This is a genomic window from Hydrogenophaga pseudoflava (assembly GCF_004353865.1).
Lineage (GTDB): Bacteria > Pseudomonadota > Gammaproteobacteria > Burkholderiales > Burkholderiaceae_C > Hydrogenophaga > Hydrogenophaga pseudoflava.
The window spans coordinates 1,759,918-1,781,384 of the sequence record NZ_CP037867.1 but is presented as its reverse complement, the minus strand read 5'-3'; the positions used below and the strand labels follow the sequence as shown (position 1 = coordinate 1,781,384).

17 protein-coding genes are annotated in these 21,467 nt (G+C 67.7%); 8 read left to right on the top strand and 9 right to left on the bottom strand.

The genetic code is table 11. The annotated features are described in order from the left end of the window. Positions 1-20: 20 nt before the first annotated feature. Genes HPF_RS08675 through HPF_RS08660 form a run of 4 tightly spaced genes read left to right on the top strand, consistent with a single transcriptional unit; the run spans position 21 to position 4,195 of the window. Positions 21-1,064 carry an ABC transporter ATP-binding protein gene (locus HPF_RS08675; RefSeq protein ID WP_066150639.1) on the top strand — a complete coding sequence of 348 codons (1,044 nt, stop codon included), beginning with the start codon at positions 21-23 and terminating at the stop codon, positions 1,062-1,064. 4 nt (positions 1,065-1,068) lie between these two features. After that, the gene (locus HPF_RS08670; protein WP_133156347.1) at positions 1,069-1,803 is read left to right on the top strand and encodes an SDR family oxidoreductase; all 735 of its coding nucleotides are present in this window, start codon (positions 1,069-1,071) and stop codon (positions 1,801-1,803) included. 25 nt (positions 1,804-1,828) lie between these two features. Beyond that, positions 1,829-3,220, top strand: coding sequence for a D-arabinitol 4-dehydrogenase (gene dalD, locus HPF_RS08665; RefSeq protein ID WP_133156346.1), 1,392 nt, complete (start codon positions 1,829-1,831; stop codon positions 3,218-3,220). Positions 3,221-3,259: 39 nt separating this feature from the next. Next, on the top strand, positions 3,260-4,195 hold the full coding sequence (locus HPF_RS08660) for an AraC family transcriptional regulator (protein WP_133156345.1): 936 nt from the start codon (positions 3,260-3,262) through the stop codon (positions 4,193-4,195). Here HPF_RS08660 and HPF_RS24050 read toward each other — a convergent pair. Further along, positions 4,179-7,217 carry a transglycosylase domain-containing protein gene (locus HPF_RS24050; RefSeq protein ID WP_207959335.1) on the bottom strand — a complete coding sequence of 1,013 codons (3,039 nt, stop codon included), beginning with the start codon at positions 7,215-7,217 and terminating at the stop codon, positions 4,179-4,181. The genes HPF_RS08660 and HPF_RS24050 overlap by 17 nt on opposite strands. Before the next feature lie 134 nt (positions 7,218-7,351). On the opposite strand from HPF_RS24050, the gene HPF_RS08650 reads away from it, so the two are divergent. Continuing rightward, positions 7,352-9,634, top strand: a complete 2,283-nt coding sequence (locus HPF_RS08650; protein WP_133156343.1) for a penicillin-binding protein 1A — start codon at positions 7,352-7,354, stop codon at positions 9,632-9,634. A 15-nt stretch (positions 9,635-9,649) separates the two neighbouring features. Here HPF_RS08650 and HPF_RS08645 read toward each other — a convergent pair whose 3' ends face one another. The 4 genes from HPF_RS08645 to HPF_RS08630 all read right to left on the bottom strand — a co-directional run bounded on the left by HPF_RS08645 (position 9,650) and on the right by HPF_RS08630 (position 14,240). Further along, complete coding sequence (locus HPF_RS08645; RefSeq protein ID WP_066150630.1) at positions 9,650-10,630, bottom strand: NAD(P)H-dependent flavin oxidoreductase; 981 nt, start codon at positions 10,628-10,630, stop codon at positions 9,650-9,652. A 29-nt stretch (positions 10,631-10,659) separates the two neighbouring features. After that, positions 10,660-12,450: an acyl-CoA dehydrogenase gene (locus HPF_RS08640; protein WP_133156342.1), complete on the bottom strand. Its 1,791-nt coding sequence runs from the start codon at positions 12,448-12,450 to the stop codon at positions 10,660-10,662. Between the two features lie 73 nt (positions 12,451-12,523). Continuing rightward, on the bottom strand, positions 12,524-13,453 hold the full coding sequence (locus HPF_RS08635) for an electron transfer flavoprotein subunit alpha/FixB family protein (protein WP_133156341.1): 930 nt from the start codon (positions 13,451-13,453) through the stop codon (positions 12,524-12,526). 37 nt (positions 13,454-13,490) lie between these two features. Next, on the bottom strand, positions 13,491-14,240 hold the full coding sequence (locus tag HPF_RS08630; protein ID WP_079365935.1) for an electron transfer flavoprotein subunit beta/FixA family protein: 750 nt from the start codon (positions 14,238-14,240) through the stop codon (positions 13,491-13,493). A gap of 367 nt (positions 14,241-14,607) precedes the next feature. Between HPF_RS08630 and HPF_RS08625 the strand changes: the two genes are divergently transcribed. From HPF_RS08625 to HPF_RS08615, 3 genes are all read left to right on the top strand, one after another. Beyond that, positions 14,608-15,624, top strand: a complete 1,017-nt coding sequence (locus HPF_RS08625; RefSeq protein ID WP_066150622.1) for a TRAP transporter substrate-binding protein — start codon at positions 14,608-14,610, stop codon at positions 15,622-15,624. A gap of 85 nt (positions 15,625-15,709) precedes the next feature. Then, positions 15,710-16,204, top strand: a complete 495-nt coding sequence (locus HPF_RS08620) for a TRAP transporter small permease (RefSeq protein ID WP_066150619.1) — start codon at positions 15,710-15,712, stop codon at positions 16,202-16,204. Continuing rightward, positions 16,201-17,496: a TRAP transporter large permease gene (locus HPF_RS08615; protein ID WP_066150616.1), complete on the top strand. Its 1,296-nt coding sequence runs from the start codon at positions 16,201-16,203 to the stop codon at positions 17,494-17,496. The genes HPF_RS08620 and HPF_RS08615 overlap by 4 nt, the downstream gene beginning before the upstream one ends. A gap of 13 nt (positions 17,497-17,509) precedes the next feature. Here the strand turns inward: HPF_RS08615 and HPF_RS08610 are convergent, their stop codons facing one another. From HPF_RS08610 to HPF_RS08595, 4 genes are all read right to left on the bottom strand, one after another. Beyond that, entirely contained in the window at positions 17,510-18,799 is a 1,290-nt protein-coding gene (locus HPF_RS08610) for a mechanosensitive ion channel family protein (RefSeq protein ID WP_133156340.1), read from the bottom strand. Then, positions 18,793-19,566, bottom strand: coding sequence for an enoyl-CoA hydratase (locus HPF_RS08605; protein WP_133156339.1), 774 nt, complete (start codon positions 19,564-19,566; stop codon positions 18,793-18,795). The genes HPF_RS08610 and HPF_RS08605 overlap by 7 nt, the downstream gene beginning before the upstream one ends. Continuing rightward, on the bottom strand, positions 19,563-20,429 hold the full coding sequence (locus HPF_RS08600; protein WP_165961669.1) for a class I SAM-dependent methyltransferase: 867 nt from the start codon (positions 20,427-20,429) through the stop codon (positions 19,563-19,565). The genes HPF_RS08605 and HPF_RS08600 overlap by 4 nt, the downstream gene beginning before the upstream one ends. 70 nt (positions 20,430-20,499) lie before the next feature. Then, on the bottom strand, positions 20,500-21,453 hold the full coding sequence (locus HPF_RS08595) for a histone deacetylase family protein (protein WP_066150602.1): 954 nt from the start codon (positions 21,451-21,453) through the stop codon (positions 20,500-20,502). Between the last annotated feature and the right edge of the window lie 14 nt (positions 21,454-21,467).

Below are 21,467 nucleotides of genomic sequence, written 5' to 3'. Positions count from 1 at the left end.
AAGAGAGACAAGAGACCACCATGGCCTACCTGCAACTCCAAGGCATTGAAAAGTTCTTCGGCGAGAACCGCGCCATCAAGGGCATCGACCTGTCCATCGAAAAGGGCGAGTTCATCGTTTTCGTCGGGCCGTCCGGCTGCGGCAAGTCCACGCTGCTGCGCCTGATCGCCGGGCTCGAACACATCGACGGCGGCAGTCTGGTGCTCGACGGCAAGGACATCACGCACGCCCCCTCCTCCAAGCGCGACCTGGCGATGGTGTTCCAGAGCTACGCGCTGTACCCGCACATGAGCGTCTACGAGAACATGTGCTTCGCGCTCAAGCTGGCCAAGGTCGACCCCAAGGTGATCGACGAGAAGGTGCAGAACGCCGCGCGCATCCTCAACCTCACGCAGTACCTGCAGCGCACGCCCAAGGAACTCTCGGGCGGCCAGCGCCAGCGCGTGGCCATCGGCCGCGCCATCGTGCGCTCGCCCAAGGTCTTCCTGTTCGACGAGCCGCTGTCCAACCTGGACGCCGCGCTGCGCGGCCAGACCCGGGTGGAGATCGCCAAGCTGCACCGCGACCTGGGCGCCACCACCATCTACGTGACGCACGACCAGGTGGAGGCCATGACGCTGGCCGACAAGGTGGTCGTGCTGCGCGACGGCGTCATCGAACAGGTGGGCACGCCGCTGGAGCTGTACGACCGGCCCGCCAACCAGTTCGTGGCCCAGTTCATCGGCACGCCGCAGATGAACGTGGTGCCGCTGCAGCAGGTGCCCGCCGTGGTGGCCCAGCAGGCGCCCGCCGGCGCCGTGGGTGGCGCCATCGGCCTGCGGCCGGAGAACGTGAGCGTGCGCAGCACCGGCAGCACGCCGGTGAGCGGCCAGGTGGACCTGGTCGAGGCCCTGGGCGCCGAGACCCTGATCTACGTGAGCACGCCCAACGGCGCGCAGTTCGTGGCGCGCCAGAACGAGCGCACCGGCCTGCACGCGGGCGATGCGGTGAGCCTGGACATCGACGCCTCGCAGGCCCACTGGTTCGACACCGCCGGCCGCGTGGTCGCCGCACGGGCCGCCTGACGCCATGGCTTCCTCACAAGCTCTCCAGGGCAAGACCGCCGCCGTCACCGGCGCGGCCTCGGGCATCGGTTTCGCCAGCGCGAAGGCCCTGGCCGATGCCGGCGCCCGCGTGGTGCTGATCGACCGCGATGCCGCGGCGCTGGACAAGGCCTGCGCCGCCATCGGCGCGAACGCCCTGCCCCTGGTGATGGACCTCCTGGACCCCGCGCAGTGCAACCGCCTGCTCGAACACACGCTGGCGCTGCTGGGCCAGCTGGACATCTTCCACGCCAACGCGGGCCTCTACGTCGGTGGCGACCTGCTGGACACCACGCCCGAAGCCATCGACCGCATGTTGAACCTCAACGTGAACGTGGTGATGAAGAACGTGCACAACGTGCTGCCACACATGATCGGCCGCGGCACGGGCGACATCCTCGTCACCAGTTCGCTGGCCGCGCACTTCCCCACGCCCTGGGAGCCGGTCTACGCCTCGTCCAAGTGGGCCATCGACTGCTTCGTGCAGACCGTGCGGCGGCAGATGTTCAAACACGGCATCCGCGTCGGCTCGGTCTCGCCGGGACCGGTCATCACCTCGCTGCTGTCCGACTGGCCGGCAGAAAAACTCGCCGAGGCCAAGGCCAGCGGCAGCCTGATCGAAGCGGCCGAGGTGGCCGAGGTGCTGCTGTTCATGCTGACCCGCCCGCGCGGCATGACCATCCGCGACGTCGTGCTGATGCCCACGAATTTCGACCTCTGACCCGCTCCCTTTTCACCGACGCACCATGAACTTCATCCTGCACCTGGGCCTGGGCTCGTTCCACCGCGCCCACCAGGCCGTCTACATCCACCAGCTGCGCCAGCAAGGCGACCTGCGCTGGGCCATCGCCGGCGGCAACCTGCGCCCCGACATGGCCGAGACCATCGCCGCCCTGCAGGCCCAGGGCGGCCGCTACACGCTGGAGACCGTCACGCCCCAGGGCGAGCGCAGCTACACGCGCATCGAATCGATCCAGCGCGTGATCCCCTACCAGGACGACCTGGCGCCGCTGATCGCCACCGGCACCGACCCGGCCACGCGCATCATCAGCTTCACCGTCACCGAAGCCGGTTACTACCTCGACGCGAAGAACCGGCTCGACTGGGCCACCTTCCCCGACCTGCGCGCCGACCTGGAGGCCGTGAAGGCGGGCCAGGCCGGCCACACCATCTACGGCGGCCTGGTCAGCATCCTGCGCGCGCGCATGAAGGCGGGCGGTGGCGCCGTCACGCTGATGAACTGCGACAACCTGCGCCACAACGGCGAACGCTCGCGCGGCGGCCTGCTGCAGTTCATCGACGCGCTGGGGGACACGGCCCTCAAGGCCTGGGTGCAGGAACACACCCGCAGCCCCAACGCCATGGTCGACCGCATCACGCCCCGCCCCACGCCCGACGTGGCCGAACGCGTCAAGGCCGCCACCGGCTGGGACGACAAGGCCGCCCTCATGGGCGAGAGCTTCATCCAGTGGGTGATCGAGGACAACTTCATCGCCGGTCGCCCCGAGTGGGAAAAGGTCGGGGTCGAGATGGTCAACTCGGTGCAGGCCCACGAGGAGGCCAAGATCCGCCTGCTGAATGCCACGCACAGCTGCATCGCCTGGGCCGGCACGCTGGCGGGCTACCTCTACATCCACGAAGGCACGCACGACGCCGCCATCCGGAAGATGGCCTACGACTACGTGACCGACGACGCCATCCCGGTTCTGCTGCCCTGCCCGATCAACCTGGAGCAGTACCGCGACGTGGTGCTCGACCGATTCGGCAACCCCGCCATCGCCGACACCAACCAGCGCGTGGCCATGGACGCCTTCTCCAAGATCCCCGGCATGATCGCGCCCACCATCCGCGACCAGCTGGCCCGCGGCGGCAGCTTCGACAGCGTGGCCCTGCTGCCCGCACTGTTCCTGGCCTACCTGCAGCGCTGGCACGCCGGGCAGATCCCCTACACCTACCAGGACCAGGCCATGGACCCGGCCGTGGCCCACGCCATCTGCGACGCGGCCGACCCGGTGGCCGCCTACGCCGCCGACACCACGCTCTGGGGCGAAATGGCCGGCCACCCGCAGCTGGTCGAGACCCTGCGCAAGGCCTTTGCCCGCGTGCAGGCGTTCGTGGCGGAACGCGCCAGGGCCTGAACCGGTGTAACTTAGGTGCCACCGCCGCCGGAGCCCGCCATGACCGTGAAAGTGCCCACCGCCCCGCGCCAGCTCAAGCCCGAGCTGGAACACGAGTTCGTGCGCTCGCCCGACCTGGGCTACGAGCTGTCGTCGGATGTCGGCTTCGTGCGCTGTCTTTCCCACGGCTTCCCGACGCCGCTGGCGCGCTGGCACTACCACGACGAGTACGAGCTGCACCTGATCACAAGCACCAGCGGCAAGGTGTTCGTGGGCGACTGGATCGGCCCCTTCCAGGCCGGCCAACTGGTGCTCACCGGCCCGCGCCTGCCGCACAACTGGGTCACCATGGACATGCCCGAAGGCGGCGTGGCCCAGCGCGACCTGGTGATCCAGTTCACCCACGAGCCCCTGACCCGCGCCGCAGAAACCATCCCCGAGCTGCGCGAGGTGCTGCCCCTGCTGGAGCGCGCCAAACACGGCATCGAGTTCTTCGGCCTGTCCGAGGCGGCCGAGCGGCACTGGCACCGCGTCAAGAACGCGCGCGGCCTGCGCCGGCTCACCGCCTTCTGCGACTACCTGGCCGACCTCACGGCCTGCACCGACTACCGGCTGCTCTCCAGCGTGCAGCTGCAGAGCGACGACGACGATGCCTCCATCGACCAGATCCACGCCGTGGTCAGCCGCATCACCGACCACCTGGCCGACGACCACTCGGCCAGCGCGCTGGCCGCGGAACTGGGCATGAGCGAGAGCCGGTTCAGCCGCTTCTTCCGCAAGGCCACCGGCAACACCTTCACCGACTTCGTCAACCGCGTGCGCATCAGCCGCGCCTGCCAGCTGCTAATGGACACCGACGAGCAGGTCACCCACATCTGCTACGAGGTCGGCTTCAACAACGTGGCCAACTTCAACCGGCGCTTTCTGGAAATCAAGGGCATGACGCCCACCGAGTTCCGGCGCCAGAGCCTCACGCGCTTCAAGGGCGCGGCGTGACCGGGCAGGCCCGGCCCTCGGTGCCATCCAGATAGGGCATGAGGCCCGGCCCCATCGACGTCAGGATCTGCACCGGCAGCCCCGAGGTGAAGCGGTACTTCGCGGCATCCGGCCCCACCACATAGGCGGTGAGGCTGCCGAAGTAGCGCGGTCCGAGGTGGAAGACGAAGGTGGCGGTGCGGTTGAGCGCCAGCGTGGCGCGCCCGCGCACCACCACGCGGTTGTCGCCAGTGCCGGTCTTGCCGCCCGGCGACAGGTCCTCGCCCCCCTCGGTCCTGAAGCTGCCGGACAGGCGGCGCGCGGTGCCCCGCTCCACCACCTCGGACAGGGCCTTGCGCAGCGCCCGCGCCACCTCCGGCGTCATCACGCGCTCGCCCTGCGTCGCCGTGCGGCCCAGCGCCGTCTCCCAGGGCGTGTCAGCGGCCAGGTGCAGGCCGGTGATGTGGCGGGTGGGCAGGCGCACCCCGTCGTTGACGATGATGCCCATCAGCTCGGCCAGGGCCGCCGGCCGGTCGCCCGAGCTGCCCAGCGCTGTCGCCAGCGAGGGCACCAGGTGGCCGAAGGGGTAGCCCAGCCGCGCCCAGCGGCTGTGGATGTCGAGGAAGGCTTCCACTTCCAGCAGCGTGTAGATGCGGGTGTCCTGCGCACTCTTGACCCGGGTGCGGAACAGCCAGCCGTAGACCGCCTGCCGCTCGTCGGCGCTCGCCTCCAGCGCCTGCGCCAGGCTGGCGCCGGGGTGCTGCAGCCGGTAGGCCACCAGCCAGAGTTCGAGCGGGTGCACGCCGGCCACGTAGCCACGGTCGGGCAGGTCCAGCGCGCCGGGCGCGAAGCGCTCGTGCAGGCGCGCCACGCGCGCCGCGTCGGGCGCCTTCTCGCCCAGGCGCTCGTGCAGGAAGGTCCCGAGCGCCTCGGCCGGTGCCTCGGGCTCCAGGTAGCGGAACACCGCGGCCAGCCGCTCGGGCGTGGGGCGCAGGCCGTCCAGCAGCAGGGCGCGCAACTCGGCCGGGTTTCGCTGGTCGGTCTTGCGCCAGAAGCGGCGCAGGAAGGTCTGGCCTTCGCGGTCGGCAAAGCGCGCCAGGTAGGCGCTGCGCCGCGGGTCCTGGTCGTCTTCGAGCAGGCGTGCGGTGCTGCCCGGCACCTGGTACATGGTGTGGCGCACCACCTCGCGCATCACCCGCACGAACGGCAGGTTGATCGAGGCCTGCATGGCCTCGCGCACCGTCGGCGAGCGGGTGTTGTCGTCGGCGCTGAAGTTGCTGAAGCTGTGCAGGCCGCCACCGGTGAAGAAGCGCTCGCCCGGATCGGCCGAGAACCGGCGCTCCAGCGCCGCCTCCAGCATGGCGTCCAGACTGCGGTCGGGGCTGGTGGTGAGGTGCTGCACGGCCCATCGGGTGAGCGTGTCCTGCCGGTCGAAGGCGATGCCGCCCAGGGTCCTGGGCTCCTGCGGCGCCAGGCGGGCGTGCAGTTCGGCAACGAGTTCCAGGTAGGTCGCCAGCACCCGCAGCTTGGCGGTGGAGCCCAGTTCGAGCTTGCTGCCTTCGTTGATGTCCAGCGGCTGGTTGGTGGTGTCGGTCTGCACGCGCACCTGGTTGCCCTCGGGTGTGCGTTCGAGCAGGGTGAAGCTGTAGCGCACCGCGCCCAGCGTGCCGGGCTGCAGCAGGCGCTCGCCGATCAGGCCCTGGCTGCGCGCGAACTCGGGGTCGCCCAGGCGCCCGAGGTAGCCGCTCACCGCGTCCTGCAGGGGGGCGTTGATCGTGGTGTCGAGGCGGGCGTCGAGCCGGTCGAGGTTGTAGAGCGAGGTGCCCAGCCAGCCGGCCAGGCGGCTGCGCGCGGCGGTCGTGCCCTTGCCCGGGCTGGCGGGCAGCTTAGGCGGCTGGCGGGTCATGTCGCGGAACACCAGCCGCTGCCGCAAGGCGGCGTCGCGCCAGCCGTCGTCGATGAGGCCTTCGGCGGCCAGCAGCCGCAGGTAGGCGTCGGTGGTCCGGTCGAGCTCCCCGCGGCCCTCTGCCAGGTACCAGGACGGCCGCCGGTGCGCCACCATGAGTGCCACCACCTGCCGCAGCACCTGGGCCCGCTCGGCCGGGTCGGCCGCGAGCCCCTGGGCGGGCGTCAGCAGCGTCCGCGCGCGCTCGAAGTCGGTCCCGAACCACACCCACAGGCCGTCGCCCAGCCCGTGCACCTCGCCATGGCGAGGCGCCGCCGACAGCGGCACGGAGTTCAGGTAGTCCAGCAGGATCTGGCGCCGCACCGGCAGCGTGTCGGCACCCTGCCGGTAGGCGCGCACCGAGGCCGACGCCATCTGGCGCAGCTTTTCGCGGGCATCCTGCGTGAATCCATCGGGCGAGTGGCGGTACTTTTCGATCTGGGTGGCCAGGGTGCTGCCGCCGGGGCTGTCCATGTCGGCGTCGATGCGGCTGGCCAGCTGGCCCAGCACCGCGCGGGTGAAGCGCACCCAGTCGACCGCCGGGTTCATCTGCGGCCGGTCGGGGTCGAGCAGGTCGCGGTTCTCGATGAACATCAGGGCCTGGGTCACCAGCGGCGGTACCTGCTCGAAGCGCTCGAACGTCCGGTACGGGTAGCGGAAGCTGTAGACCGGCTCGCGGTGGCAGTCCAGCACGGTCAGGCCGGTCCTGATCTTTTCGGTAAATGGGGCATACAGACCGCGGTCCAGATAGGCCTGCAGCTCCGGGCTCTGACGCGCCTGTTCGGTGACCACGAAACCGCGCGGCGCCAGCCGGGACACCACATCCGGGATGGCGGTGTAGCCCAGCCGCTGGTCGAACGGGCCGTGGGTCGGAAAACGCATCTGGGCACTTGCGCCCGGGGCGGTCTGGTGCGCCAGACCGGCGGCGTAACGGCTGAGGAACCGGGCCTGCAGGCGGGACGTCTGGGCCTCGTACACCAGCAGCCCGCCCACCGCCGCGCCCGCCAGCAGCAGCGCCGCACCGATCCACACCAGGCGCCGGGACGGGCGCCATCCGCGCCGCGGCAGGGTGGCCACGAGGCCGGTTTCTTCGGGCAAGGGGGGCTCCATCTGCTGTATCGCAACAATTGTGGGCCATCAGGTGCGGGACCGGGATGAACCGTGGGTCGAAGGCACATTCAGTTACGTGCCATTCACCTGTGCCGCACACGCCGACCGGATAATTCGCGCCCATGTCTTTGCGTCTCTCGCGCCGCCTCCTTCTGGGACTGGCCCTCGCCGCCCCTGCCCCGCTGCTGCTGACCGCGCCACCAGCCCATGCGTCCACGTTCGACCTGCCGCCCATCGACAGGATCGTCCACTACCAGCCCAAGCTGCCGCTGCAGGTGTTCACCGCCGACGGCGTGGAGCTGGCGCAGTTCGGCGCCGAGCGGCGCGAATACGTGCCGCTGTCCAAGACCCCCAAGCTGCTGCAGGACGCGGTGCTGGCGGTCGAGGACGCGCGCTTTCGCGAGCATTCCGGCGTCGACCCCAAGGGCATGGCACGCGCGGCCCTGGCCCTGATCACCGGTGGCCGCAAGCAGGGGGCCAGCACCATCACCCAGCAGCTCGTGCGCACCATGCTGCTCACGCGCGAACTGACGGTGGAGCGCAAGGCCAAGGAGATCCTGCTGGCTTTCAAGGTCGAGGAGGCGCTGTCCAAGGACCGCATCCTGGAGATCTACCTCAACGAGATCTTCCTGGGCCAGCGGGCCTACGGCTTCGCCGCCGCCGCGCAGACCTACTTCGGCAAGGCCATGGACCAGCTGACGATCGCCGAAACTGCGATGCTCGCCGGCCTGCCGCAGAACCCGTACTACGCCAACCCGGTGGCCAACATGGCCCGTGCCACGGCGCGCCAGCGCGTGGTGTTGCAGCGCATGCACACGGTCGGCGTGATCAACGACGCCCAGCTCGCCGCAGCCCGCGCCGAGAAGATCATCCTGCGCTCCCCCGGCGTGCGCGATGTGGACGCCGCTCACGTGGCCGAGATGGCCCGGCGGGTGGTGTTCGAGCGTTTCGGCGAATCCGCCTACTCGCGCGGCATCCGCGTCACCACCTCGCTGCGCGCGGCCGACCAGCGCGCCGCCTACGCCGCCGTGCAGCGCGGGGTGCTGGCACAGGACCGCCGCAACCCCTGGCGCGGCCCCGAGGCACGGGAAGACCTGCCCGCGGCCAACGACCCCGAACTCGAACGCGCCGCCGCCGAGGCGCTGAAGGACCACCGCGACGACGACACGCTGCGCGCCGCCATCGTGCTGGGCGCCACGCCCAAGGAAGTGCGCGTGCAGCTGGCCAGCGGCGAGCAGGTGCGCATCAAGGGCGAAGGCCTGCGCTGGGCCCAGCCGGGCCTGTCGACCAAGGCCAAGGACGCGCTGCGCATCCAGCGGGGCTCGGTGCTGCGCGTGGTCAAAAATGGCAAGGACTGGTCGATCACGCAATGGCCAGAGGCCGAGGCCGCGCTGGTCGCGCTGGACACGCGCACCGGCCGCGTGCGGGCCCTGGTCGGCGGCTTCGACTTCGCGCGCCAGCCGTTCAACCACGTGACCCAGGGCTGGCGCCAGCCCGGCTCCACCATCAAGCCGCTGCTGTATTCGGCCGCGCTCGAAGAGCGCGTCATGCCTTCGACCCTGGTCGACGACGGTCCGTTCACCGCACCCAACGGCTGGTCACCCGGCAACAGCGGCAACGCCACCGGCGAACCGCTGACCGTGCGCACCGCGCTGACCAAGTCCAGCAACCTGGTGAGCGTGCGTGTGCTGCAGCACACCGGCACACAGCGCGCGCGCGACTGGCTGGGGCGCTTCGGCCTCGACGTCGCCAAGCAGCCCGACAACCTCACGCTGGCGCTGGGCACCGGGCAGGTGACACCGCTGCAGATGGCCCGCGCCTACGCCACGCTGGCCAACGGCGGCTGGTCGGTCGAGCCGGTGGTGATCGAGAAGATCGCCGATGCCCAGGGCAAGGTGCTGTTCGAGGCGCCCGCCGCGCCCGTGCTGACCGAAGAGAACCGCGCGATCCCCGCGCGCAACGCCTATGTGATGGGCAGCATGCTCAACGACGTGACCAGCGTCGGCACCGCCGCCCGCGCCCAGGTCCGGCTCAAGCGCAGCGACATCTACGGCAAGACCGGCACCACCAACGACGTGCTCGACGCCTGGTTCGCCGGCTACCAGCCCGGGCTGGCGGCGGTGGTCTGGATGGGCTACGACAAACCCCGCAGCCTGGGCGACCACGAGTCGGGCGGCCGGCTGGCGCTGCCCATCTGGACCGACTACATGGCCGCCGCACTCAAGGGTGTGCCGGTCGCCGCACCGGGCGATGCACCGGCGGGGCTGACCCGCATGAACGACGACTGGATTTACGCCGAATGGGCCAACGGCGGCGCCGTCGCCACCATCGAGGATGCGGCGGGTGCGCAGTACGCCGGACCGCCGACGATCCTCGACGCGATCCGGGAACTGTTCAAGAACTGAGCGGGGCGGGCGCGCTCAGCCCGCGCAGATGCGGGCCTTCGCCTCGGCGTATTCGCGCCGGAAGCGCGCCACCAGATCGGCCGCCGGCACCACCTCGCGGATGGCGCCGATGCCCTGGCCGCAACCCCAGATGTCCTTCCAGGCCTTGGCGGCGTTGGCGCCTTCGCCGGTGCTGAAGTTCATCTTGCTCGGGTCGCTCTCCGGCAGGTGGTCCGGGTCCATGCCGGCGTTGCGGATGCTGCCCTTGAGGTAGTTGCCGTGCACACCGGTGTAGAAGTTGCTGTAGACGATGTCGTCCGAGTTGCTCTCGGTGATCATCTGTTTGTAGCCCTCGACCGCACGGGCTTCGTCGGTGGCGATGAAGGCCGATCCGATGTAGGCGAAGTCGGCGCCCATGGCCTGCGCCGCCAGGATGGCGCCGCCCGACGCGATGGAGCCCGACAGCGCCACCGGGCCGTCGAACCACTCGCGGATCTCCTGCACCATGGCGAAGGGGCTCTTGACGCTGGCGTGGCCGCCGGCACCGGCCGCCACCGGGATCAGGCCGTCCGCGCCCTTCTCGATCGCCTTGTGCGCGAACACGTTGTTGATGACGTCGTGCAGCACCACGCCGCCCCAGCTGTGCACGGCCTGGTTCACGTCTTCGCGGGCGCCCAGGCTGGTGATGATCACCGGCACCTTGTACTTGGCGCAGAGCTCCAGGTCATGCTCCAGCCGGTCGTTGCTCTTGTGCACGATCTGGTTGATCGCGAACGGCGCGGCCTTGTTGTCGGGGTTGGCCTTGTCGTGGGCGGCCAGCGCCTCGGTGATCTCGGCCAGCCACTCGTCCAGCTGCGAGGCCGGGCGCGCATTGAGCGCAGGCATGGAGCCCACCACCCCCGCCTTGCACTGGGCGATGACCAGCTTGGGGTTGCTGATGATGAACAGCGGCGAGCCGATCACCGGGAACGGCAGGTTTTGCAGCACCGGGGGCAGGTAGCGTTGGCGTTGGGTCATGTCGTCTCCAGTCTTGGCGGTGTCGGGAATCAGAAAGCTTCGGCGGGCAGCGCAGTCACGGCCTCGGCACCGTCCACGATCGCATCGCGCACGCCCGGCGCGCGGCTGAGGATGTGGTCGGCGTAGAAGCGGGCGGTGGTGATCTTGGCCTGCATGAAAGGCACGTCCTGTCCCTTGGCGGACAGGTCTTCGGCCACCAGCAGCGCGCGCGCCAGCTGCCAGCCCGCCATCAGGTTGCCGGCCAGCAGCAGGTAGGGCACGCTGCCCGCGAAGGCCGCGTTAGGATTGCTCTTGGTGTTGGCGGCGATGAACTCGACCACATCCACGAACGCCTGGCGCGCGGCACCCAGGCGCTTGGCCACCGCCAGCGCGTTGGCACTGCCACGGGCCTTCAGTTCGGCCTCGGTCTTCTCGATCTGGGCCGCGATGGCTTTGGCCGAGGTGCCGCCGTCGCGCGCGGTCTTGCGGCCCACCAGGTCGTTGGCCTGAATGGCCGTCGTGCCTTCGTAGATGGTCAGGATCTTGGCGTCGCGGTAGTACTGGGCCGCGCCGGTCTCTTCGATGAAGCCCATGCCGCCATGCACCTGCACGCCGAGGCTGGTGACCTCCAGGCTCATCTCGGTGCTGTAGCCCTTGACCAGCGGCACCAGGAATTCGTAGAAGGTCGCGTTCTGCTTGCGCACCTCGGCGTCCGGGTGGTGGTGGGCCGCGTCGTAGGCGGCGGCGGCCACGCTGGCCATGGCGCGGCAGCCCTCGGTGGCGGCGCGCATGGTCATGAGCATGCGCTTGACGTCGGCGTGGTGGATGATGGGCGCGGCGGTGGTGAAGCTGCCGTCCACCGGGCGGCTCTGCACGCGGTCCTTGGCGTACTGCACGGCCTTCTGGTAGGCGCGCTCGGAGACGCTGATGCCCTGCACGCCCACCGCATAGCGGGCGGCGTTCATCATGATGAACATGTATTCGAGGCCGCGGTTCTCTTCGCCGACCAGGTAGCCGATGGCGCCGCCGTGGTCACCGTACTGGAGCACGGCGGTAGGCGAGGCCTTGATGCCCATCTTGTGCTCGATGGACACGCAGTGCACATCGTTGCGCGCGCCCAGCGTTCCATCGGCGTTGACCAGGAACTTGGGCACGACGAACAGGCTGATGCCCTTCACGCCCTCGGGCGCGCCGGTCACACGGGCCAGCACCAGATGGACGATGTTCTCGGCCATGTCGTGCTCACCGTAGGTGATGAAGATCTTGGTGCCGAAGACCTTGTAGGTGCCATCGGGCTGCGGCTCGGCGCGGCTGCGCACGGCGGCCAGGTCGGAACCGGCCTGCGGCTCGGTCAGGTTCATGGTGCCCGTCCACTGGCCGCTGACCAGCTTCTCCAGGTAGGTGGCCTTGAGCTGGTCGGAGCCGGCGGTCAGCAGGGCCTCGATGGCGCCGTCGGTCAGCAGCGGGCACAGCGCGAAGCTCATGTTGGCGCTGTTGAGGATTTCGCCACAGGCCGCGCCGATGGTCTTGGGCAGGCCCTGACCGCCGAAGTCCACCGGGTGCTGCAGGCCCTGCCAGCCGCCTTCGGCGTACTGCCTGAAGGCCTCCTTGAAACCGGGCGTGGTGGTGACCTGGCCGTCCTTGAAGAAGGACGGGTTCTTGTCACCCTCGAAGTTCAGCGGTGCGATCACGCCTTCGTTGAGTTTGGCGCACTCCTCCAGCACGGCCTGTGCGGTCTCCAGACCAGCGTCTTCGAAGCCGGGCAAGGCGGCAACCTGGTCGATGCGCGCCAGGTGCTCGATGTTGAACAGCATGTCCTTGAGGGGGGCGGTGTAGCTCATGAAAGTCTCCGTGGATCGAATGCGGGTGCAAAAAAAGGGCATCGCACGCGATGCCCTTGTGGGTGCCGTCGGCTTACAGCTTCGACACCAGTTCCGGCACAGCCGTGAACAGGTCGGCTTCCAGACCGTAGTCGGCCACGCTGAAGATCGGGGCCTCGGGGTCCTTGTTGATCGCCACGATCACCTTCGAATCCTTCATGCCGGCCAGATGCTGGATCGCACCCGAGATGCCGGCCGCGATGTACAGCTGCGGCGCGACGATCTTGCCGGTCTGTCCCACCTGCAGGTCGTTCGGTGCATAGCCTGCATCGACGGCGGCACGCGAGGCACCGATGGCAGCGCCCAGCTTGTCGGCCAGCGGGGTCATCACTTCGCTGAACTTCTCGCTGCTGCCCAGCGCCCGGCCACCGGAGACGATGATCTTGGCGGCCGTCAGTTCCGGGCGGTCGTTCTTGGCAATTTCGCTGCCCAGGTAGGCGCTCTTGCCGTTGCCCGAGGCAGCGGCGACGGTTTCCACCGCCGCCGAGCCGCCCTGGCCCGCGGCGTCGAAGCCGGTGGTGCGCACGGTGATGACCTTGGTGGCGTCCGCGCTCTGCACAGTGGCAATCGCATTGCCGGCGTAGATCGGGCGCTCGAAGGTGTCGGCACTCACCACCTTGGTGATGTCGCTGATCTGGGCCACGTCCAGCTTGGCGGCCACGCGCGGGGCCACGTTCTTGCCGCCAGCGGTGGCGGGGAACAGGATGTGGCTGTAGTTGCTGGCGATGGCCAGCACCTGGGCGGCGATGTTCTCGGCCAGGCCGTGAGCGAAGCCTTCGCCGTCGGCGTGGATGACCTTGCTGACGCCTGCGATCTGCGCGGCAGCCGCGGCGGCGGCACCGGCGTTGTGGCCGGCGACGAGGACGTGCACATCACCACCGCAGGCAGCGGCGGCGGTGACGGTGTTGAGGGTGGCGCCCTTGATGGAAGCGTTGTCGTGTTCGGCAATGACGAGTGCGGTCATGTTCGGTATTCCTCTGGATCGTTGGGTTCAGCGGTCTTCAGATGACCTTGGCTTCGTTTTTCAACTTGTCGACCAGCGTGGCCACATCCGGCACCTTGACGCCAGCGCCGCGCTTGGCCGGCTCGGCGACCTTGAGCGTCTTCAGGCGCGGGGTCACGTCCACGCCCAGATCCGCGGGCTTGACGGTCTCCAGCGGCTTCTTCTTGGCCTTCATGATGTTGGGCAGCGTCACGTAGCGCGGCTCGTTCAGGCGCAGGTCGGTGGTGACCACCGCCGGCAGGCTCACTTCCAGGGTCTCCAGACCACCATCGATTTCGCGGGTGACCTTGGCCTTGTCACCGGCCACTTCCACTTTGGAAGCGAAGGTGGCTTGCGGCAGGTCCGCCAGCGCAGCCAGCATCTGGCCGGTCTGGTTGGCGTCGTCGTCGATCGCCTGCTTGCCCAGGATCACCAGACCCGGCTGTTCCTTGTCCACCAGGGCCTTGAGCAGCTTGGCCACGGCCAGGGGCTGCAGCTCCACATCGGTCTCGACCAGGATGGCGCGGTCGGCGCCAATGGCCATGGCGGTGCGCAGGGTTTCCTGGCACTGGGCCACGCCGCAGGAGACAGCGATCACTTCGGTGGCTGCGCCCTTTTCCTTCAGGCGCACGGCCTCTTCCACCGCGATCTCGTCAAACGGGTTCATGCTCATCTTGACGTTGGCGATGTCCACGCCGGTGCCGTCGCTCTTGACGCGCACCTTGACGTTGTAGTCCACCACGCGTTTGACGGGGACGATGACCTTCATGTTCGGTTGCTCCTGATGAATGGAAAAGGCGGGTTGAAACGGGTGCTCGAATTGACGTGCACGTCAATTCGGATTGTAGGCGTCTGACGAGCAACGCGACATTTCTGGCCAGACTTTTGCTGCACGGCCACAAAATAGAACGATCGTGCTTTTTTTGAATTATAGAAGAAGAATCGTGATGATCGCGAATGCCCCCAGGCGCGTCTGCCGCCACAACGACAAAGCAAGGGAAATCCCTATTAACCGACCAGTCGGTCGGCCAATTCGGGTAATTCACTAGGGGGCCGGCAAGGGGATTCGCCTATAGTGAATCAGGGTCTTTTGTTTATCTTTCGTAACGATCCAACCCACTCCCAGGAGACAACACATGAAGTTCCGCCTTGCCGCCACCGCGGCGCTCACCGCTACCTTGTTCGCGGGCGCCGGCGCCCAGGCCCAGACCGTGTTCACCGCCTCGACCTGGGTACCGCCCACGCACACGCTGAGCGTGGCGCAAAAGGAATGGTGCGATGCGCTGGAGAAGGAAAGCGCTGGACGCATGAAGTGCAACATCCTGCCCAAGTCCGTGTCGGCCCCTCCCGGCACTTTTGATGCCGTGCGCGACGGCCTGGCCGACATCTCCTTCACCGTGGACGGATACACCCCGGGCCGCTTCGTGAACACCCAGATGGCCGAGTTCCCCTTCCTGGGCGACAACTCCATGGCCACCTCGGTCGCCTACCAGCGAATCTACAGCAAGTACTTCGCCCCGCTGGGCGAGCACAAGGGCGTGAAGGTGCTGGGAGTGTTCACCCACGGGCCCGGCACCATCTTCAACAGCAAGAAACCGGTCAACAGCCTTGCCGACGGTGCCACGCTCAAGTGGCGCATCGGTGGCGGCAACATCAACGAGCTGACCAAGCTGATGGGCTGGAACACCACCCTCAAGCCTGCCACCGAAGCGTTTGAACTCCTGTCCACAGGCGTCATGGACGGCACACTGTTCCCCGACGAGTCGATCGCCTCTTTCAAGCTGAGCATGATCAAGCACGCCACCACCCTGCCGGGCGGCCTGTACAACACGAGCTTCGTGTTCATGATGAACCCGGCCAAGTACGACGCCCTCTCCGCGCAGGACAAGGCAGTGGTCGACAAGCTTTCGGGCGAATACGCGGCCCGCCTGTTCGGCGCCGGTTGGGACAAGGTGGACGACGCCTCGGTCAACGGCGCGCAGAAAGCACAGGGTGTTCAGCGCATCAAGGCCTCCGATGCGTTCGTGAACGAGATCAAGGCCAAGCAGGCCCCGCTGGAAGACAAGTGGGCTGCAGCGGCCGAAGCCAAGGGCCTGAAGAACGCCAAGGCGGTGCTGGCCGAGTTCCGCGCCGAAATCGCGAAGGTCAAGTAAGCCTGGTGCCAGCCAGGCACCGTCTGATAACCGGCGGGGTGGCCGCATTGGCTGCCCCGCCGGTTTGTCTTGTCTGACACCCATCATGCTCCAGACCCCCGAGAAGTTCCTGCGCTGGTCCAGCGGCCTGATCGCATCCATGGCGCTGTTCGCCATCATGTGGCTCACCCTCATCGACGTGACGGGCCGCAAGTTCTTCAACCATTCCGTGCCCGGCGGGCTGGAGCTGACGGAGATCCTCATGGTCATCGTCATCTTCGGCGCGCTGCCGCTGGTTTCATGGCGCAGCGAACATGTGGTGTTCGACTCGCTGGACGCCGTCGTCCCGGCCTGGCTCAAGGGCATTCAGGCGCGGCTGGTGCACCTGGTCTGTGCCGGCACCTTCGGCCTGCTGGCCTGGCTCATGACCACGCGCGCCCAGCGCTTTGCCGAATACGGCGACACCACGGTTCACCTGCAGCTGGCCATATCCCCTGTCGCCTGGCTGATGGCGGCGCTGCTGCTGCTGACCGCGCTGGTGCATGCCCTCTTCGTGTTCTCGCCACCCATTCCGGTGGCCCACGGGGAGACCACGCCATGACCGCCGCACTGCTGGGTTTCCTGGTGGTGTTCGCGCTGGCCTTCCTGCGTGTGCCCCTGGCTGTGGCCATGACCATTGCCGGCCTGGGGGGACTGGGCCTGATGCGCGGCTGGCAGCCGGCCTTTGCCAGCACCAGCCAGGTGATCTTCGAGACCGGCTTTCACTACGTGCTATCGGTGATTCCGCTGTTCGTGCTGATGGGGAATCTGGTGGCGCGCGCGGGCATGGCCAAGGAACTGTTCACCGCCGCCAACGCCTTCGTGGGGCACCGCCGCGGCGGGCTGGCCATGGCCAGCATCATCGCCTCGGGCGGCTTCGGCTCCATCTGCGGCTCCTCCATCGCCACCGCCGCCACCATGTCGCGCGTGGCCTATCCCGAGATGAAGGCCCACGGCTACAAGGACACGCTGGCCACCGGATCGATCGCCTCGGGCGGTACGCTGGGCATCCTCATCCCGCCGTCAACCATCCTGGTCATCTACGGGATCATCACCGAGACCGACATCGGCAAGCTGTTCATTGCCGGCATCCTGCCCGGCATCGTGGCCATCGTCTGCCTGTGCATGGCGGTGGTGTTCGTCACCTGGCGCGACCCCGCAGCGGGCCCGCCGGCCGAACGCTTCACATGGCCGCAGCGTCTGGCCGCCATCCGCGGCATCTGGAGCGTCGCCCTGCTGTTCGCACTGGTCATTGGTGGCATCTACGGTGGCGTGTTCACCGCCACCGAGGGTGCTGGGGTGGGCGCGGCGGGCGCCTTCCTGTTTGCACTGGCCCGCCGCACGCTCACGCCGCGCGTGGTCATGGACATCCTGCAGGAGAGCGCGCGCACCACGGCCATGCTGTTCACCATCCTCATCGGAGCCATGGTGTTCACCAGCTTCATCAACTTCACCAGCATGCCGGGTGACCTGCGCGACTTCGTGCTGCAGTTCAGCCCCAACCCCATCATGGTGGTCATCGTGATGATGGGTATCTACCTCGCTCTGGGCATGGTGATGGAGGAACTGGCCATAGTGTTGCTGACCATTCCCGTGTTCTTCCCGGTCATCACCGGCCTGGGCTTCGATCCCGTGTGGTTCGGCATCCTGATCGTCACCATCGTGGAAATCGGCATGATCTCGCCCCCGGTGGGTCTGAACCTCTTCGTGCTCAACTCGCTGCTGCCCGCAGTCAAGCTCACCACGCTCTACCGCGGTGTCTGGCCCTTTGTGATGGCCGACATCGTGCGCCTGGGCATCCTGATCGCTTTCCCCATCATCTCGCTCTGGTTGCCCGGTTTCATGGCCCGCTGAGGGCCTGCACCGCTCAGCTGGTGGGGCGCATGTGCACCACGCGCTGCGGATACGGAATCTCGATGCCGTGCATGCGCAGCGCGGCCAGCACCGCCAGGTTGATGTCGGAGCGCAGGTTCAGCTGACCATTCTCCGGATCGGCGATCCAGTACCCCAGCGTGAACTCCAGCCCGTCCGCCCCAAAGGCCGACAGCGCAGCACTCGGCGCCGGCTCGCGCAGCACGCGCGGCTGCGCCAGCGCGGCCTCCACCAGCAGGCGCCGCACCGCGTCCACATCGCTGTCGTAGCCCACCGACACCACTGTGGACTGCCACACCTTCGGATCGGCCAGCGACAGGTTCTCCACCCGGTTGGTGATGAGCATCTCGTTGGGCACGATGGACTCGCGCCCCGCCGCCGAGCGGATCAGGGTGTAGCGGGTGGTGATGTCGGTGATGCGCCCTTCGAAGTTGTCGATCCGCACGTTGTCGCCGATGCGCATGCTGCGCTCGGCCAGAATCACGAAGCCGCTGACGTAGTTGGCGGCCAGCTTCTGCAGGCCGAAGCCGATGCCCACACCCACCGCACCGCCGAGCACCGACAGCGCCGTCAGGTCGATGCCCACCGCGGACAACGCAACGATCAGGCCCAAGAACATCAGGATGGCGCGGGTCGCATTGCTCAGCGCCTTGCGCAGCGACAGGTCGCCGCCGATCGCCGACTTGAGCAGGCGCGCTTCGAGCGCCGCAGAAATCCAGAGCGTCACGATGAGCATAGCGCCCGCAGTCAGCGCCCCTTCGATCAGGGTGCGAAGACTCACCGTGCTGGAGCCCATCTTCCAGGTGATCTGCTCCATCTCCTCCAGCACGATGGGCAGCAGGCCGCTGACCCACAGCACCATGAAGCCCCAGGCCAACCAGGAGATGGTGCGCTCCATCACCCGCACCCAGGGCGCCGATGAGAACGCCGCCTGCAGCACTTTCACTCCGAACCGGATCACCACCAGGGACACCAGCACCGGAATGGCGACCTTGAACACCGCCAGTGGCACCTGCTGGGCCAACGCACTGCGCGCCACATAGGCCAGGGTCAGCAGAAGCACGGGAAACAGCACGCCGTCGACCACCTGCCGGCCGAACAGGATCGATGACCCTTCCTGCTGCATGTTGAGCGCGCGCCGCAGCAGGGTACCCAGCCCCCAGGCCATGCCGACGCACAGCGCCAGCACGCCGAGTTCGATCCACACGGTGGTCTGCTGGAATCCGGAAAGCCAGGCGTCGAAGTCCTGAATGGGCGGTGGTGCAGCGCTGTTGTTGCTCACCATCGGGGCGCCCTCTTCTCGATGAAGGCCTGCACACCCTCTTGCGCCACTTCGTGCACCATGTTGCAGGCCATGGTCTGGCCGGCCAGCTGGTACGCCGATTCCATGCCGGTTTCCAGCTGTCGGTAGAACAGCGCCTTGCCCATCGCGAGCGCCTCGCGCGGTTTGCCCAGGATGCGGTCGACCAACGCGGCCACTTCGGCGTCCAGGGCGTCGGCCGCCACCACACGGTTGACCAGCCCGCGGGCCTTCGCCTCTTCGGCCGAGATGAAGTCGCCGGTCAGCAGCATCTCCATGGCCTGCTTGGGCAGCATGTTGCGCGACAGCGCCACGCTGGGCGTCGCGCAGAACAGGCCGACGTCGATGCCGTTGACGCCGAAGCTCGCCTCCTTCACGGCCACCGCCAGGTCGCACTGGGCGACCAGCTGGCAGCCGGCGGCGGTGGCCAGGCCATGGACGCGTGCGATCACCGGCACTTCCAGCTTGCGGATCGACAGCATCAGCTTCGAGCAGGTCGCAAACAGGGACTGGTAGTAGGCCAGCTCGGGACGTGCCTTCATCTCCTTGAGATCGTGTCCCGCGCAGAAGGCGCGGCCCTCGGCGGCGATCACCACAGCGCGCGCCGAGGGGTCGGCGGCCACGTCGTCCAGCGCCCGCTGGAACGCGGCCATCATGGCCTCGGACAGGACGTTGAAGGCCCTGGGGTTGTTCAGTGTGAGGGTGTGCACGCCGCGGTCGTCGCGGGTGTGCTTCAGGACAAGGTCATTCATTGCGTATCAGGGACAGATGCCAGGGGCGGCGGATAAGAACTGGTGGCGGCAAGATCCTGCGCCACATCGCGCCAGGAGAAGGCCGGGTCCGCGGGACCGACCTTCTCCACCACGATCTCCGAGTGGCCGTACAGGTTGTTCACCGGCTGATCCAGCAGGTAGCCCTGGCTTCCCTTGGCGAAGCGGCCGACGATGGGGCTTGAGAGACCGCTGTCGATCACCCGGAAACCCAGCCTCGGGTGAAACAGCTGCTCCAGCGCGCGGCTGTTGAACTGGAAGAAGTGCCACGGCGCTTCGTGTTCCGAGAAGGAAAAATGGGTTTCGATGAACGCCTTGCCCCCCGGGCGCAGCACCTTCGAAATCTCTTCCACCACGAGCCATGGACACACAAGATGCTCGAACACCGCGCAGGAGAAGACAAAGTCGAACTGTCGACCGGGGAGGTATTGAGAAAGGCGGTGGGCGTCGCCCACCACGTCCACATTGGGGCCCGGCAGGTAGTCGAACCCGGTGTACTGCACATCGGGCAGGTACTCCTTCCAGAGCGCGCGCGCCACCACCAGCCGAGAGCCTATTTCCAGCACCTCCAGCCCTGGCCGGTTGATGTGCTCCTGCAACCAGGGCCAGACGACGCTGTGCCCGCAGAAGGCCGGCGCTCGCGAACCAGCTTCCGGCACCAGGATGTCGTCCAGATCAGAGCTGGCCCCGCACAACTGCAGTCGACCGATCATGTCACGGGCCTGCTGCAGCTCCCCTTGCAACCGCAAGCGCTCTTCATGTGCCCTTTGCTCGCGTTCCTGACCCGCCTGCACCTGCAGGCGCAGATCCGTCAGCTCCTGGGCCAGGCCTCTCAGACCTGGCATCCTTTTCAGTACTTTCTTCAGCATCTCAGTTCAAAACCCGTTCGGCCTCACAGGGCGTCTCTCGTTCCAGTCAAAGCCCTGCCAGCACACGCAGATGCGCCTCGACACTCCGCGCCAGGGCGCTGAGGTCGTAGCCGCCTTCGAGGCAGCTCACGATGCGGCCCTGGGCGTGGCGCTTCGCGACTTCCTTGATGCGTTCGGTGATCCAGGCGTAGTCGTTCTCCACCAGCCCCATCTGGCCCATGTCGTCTTCGCGGTGAGCGTCGAAGCCGGCGCTGATGAAGATCATCTGCGGCCGGTGGGCATCGAGCCGGGGCAGCCACATCATGTCGATCAGCTCCCTCACATCCATGCCCTTGGTGTACGCCGGCACCGGAAGGTTCACCAGGTTGGGTGCGGTCGAGTGGTTCCAGGGTGGGTAGAAGGGGTGCTGGTAGAAGCTGCACATGAGGATGCGCTCGTCGCCCGCGACGATGTCCTCGGTGCCGTTGCCGTGGTGCACGTCGAAGTCGATGATCGCCACGCGCTGCAGGCCGTGGCGTTCCAGGGCGTACTTGGCCGCCACCGCCACGTTGTTGACGAAGCAGAAACCCATGGCCTGGTTGCGCGTGGCGTGGTGACCCGGCGGACGCACGGCACAGAAGGCGTTGGCCAGCTCGCCGGCCATGACCGCGTCGGTGGCGTCGATGGCGGCGCCCGCGGCCATCAGGATCGCATCCCAGCTGTGCACGTTGATCGAGGTGTCGGGGTCGATCTGCGCATGGTCCGGGCCGCCGGCGGCGATGTCGTCGCGCAGCTGGTCCGACAGTCCCCGCAGCGCGGCCAGGTGCATGCGCCCATGGGCCAGTTCAAGGTCGGCCAGGGCGGCCGCCGTGGCCTCGCGTTTGTCCAGGGCAATGTCCAGACCGGAGGCGAGCAATCGGTCCTGGATGGCGTCCAGGCGGGCAGGGCATTCGGGGTGCCCCGGCCCCATTTCGTGCCGCCAGCAGTCCCTGTGGGTGAAATAACCGGTGGACTGGCTCATCACTTTTTTACGGT

What these genes read in the sequence shown, in the direction of transcription:
- HPF_RS08630 (WP_079365935.1), bottom strand. Translation starts at nt 14,240, where the DNA reads ATGAAGGTCATCGTCCCCGTCAAACGCGTGGTGGACTACAACGTCAAG.
- HPF_RS08620 (WP_066150619.1), top strand. Translation starts at nt 15,710, where the DNA reads ATGCTCCAGACCCCCGAGAAGTTCCTGCGCTGGTCCAGCGGCCTGATC.
- HPF_RS08660 (WP_133156345.1), top strand. Translation starts at nt 3,260, where the DNA reads ATGACCGTGAAAGTGCCCACCGCCCCGCGCCAGCTCAAGCCCGAGCTG.
- HPF_RS08650 (WP_133156343.1), top strand. Translation starts at nt 7,352, where the DNA reads ATGTCTTTGCGTCTCTCGCGCCGCCTCCTTCTGGGACTGGCCCTCGCC.
- HPF_RS08645 (WP_066150630.1), bottom strand. Translation starts at nt 10,630, where the DNA reads ATGACCCAACGCCAACGCTACCTGCCCCCGGTGCTGCAAAACCTGCCG.
- HPF_RS08640 (WP_133156342.1), bottom strand. Translation starts at nt 12,450, where the DNA reads ATGAGCTACACCGCCCCCCTCAAGGACATGCTGTTCAACATCGAGCAC.
- dalD (WP_133156346.1), top strand. Translation starts at nt 1,829, where the DNA reads ATGAACTTCATCCTGCACCTGGGCCTGGGCTCGTTCCACCGCGCCCAC.
- HPF_RS08600 (WP_165961669.1), bottom strand. Translation starts at nt 20,429, where the DNA reads ATGCCAGGTCTGAGAGGCCTGGCCCAGGAGCTGACGGATCTGCGCCTG.
- HPF_RS08610 (WP_133156340.1), bottom strand. Translation starts at nt 18,799, where the DNA reads ATGGTGAGCAACAACAGCGCTGCACCACCGCCCATTCAGGACTTCGAC.
- HPF_RS08675 (WP_066150639.1), top strand. Translation starts at nt 21, where the DNA reads ATGGCCTACCTGCAACTCCAAGGCATTGAAAAGTTCTTCGGCGAGAAC.
- HPF_RS08625 (WP_066150622.1), top strand. Translation starts at nt 14,608, where the DNA reads ATGAAGTTCCGCCTTGCCGCCACCGCGGCGCTCACCGCTACCTTGTTC.
- HPF_RS08615 (WP_066150616.1), top strand. Translation starts at nt 16,201, where the DNA reads ATGACCGCCGCACTGCTGGGTTTCCTGGTGGTGTTCGCGCTGGCCTTC.
- HPF_RS08670 (WP_133156347.1), top strand. Translation starts at nt 1,069, where the DNA reads ATGGCTTCCTCACAAGCTCTCCAGGGCAAGACCGCCGCCGTCACCGGC.
- HPF_RS08595 (WP_066150602.1), bottom strand. Translation starts at nt 21,453, where the DNA reads ATGAGCCAGTCCACCGGTTATTTCACCCACAGGGACTGCTGGCGGCAC.
- HPF_RS08635 (WP_133156341.1), bottom strand. Translation starts at nt 13,453, where the DNA reads ATGACCGCACTCGTCATTGCCGAACACGACAACGCTTCCATCAAGGGC.
- HPF_RS08605 (WP_133156339.1), bottom strand. Translation starts at nt 19,566, where the DNA reads ATGAATGACCTTGTCCTGAAGCACACCCGCGACGACCGCGGCGTGCAC.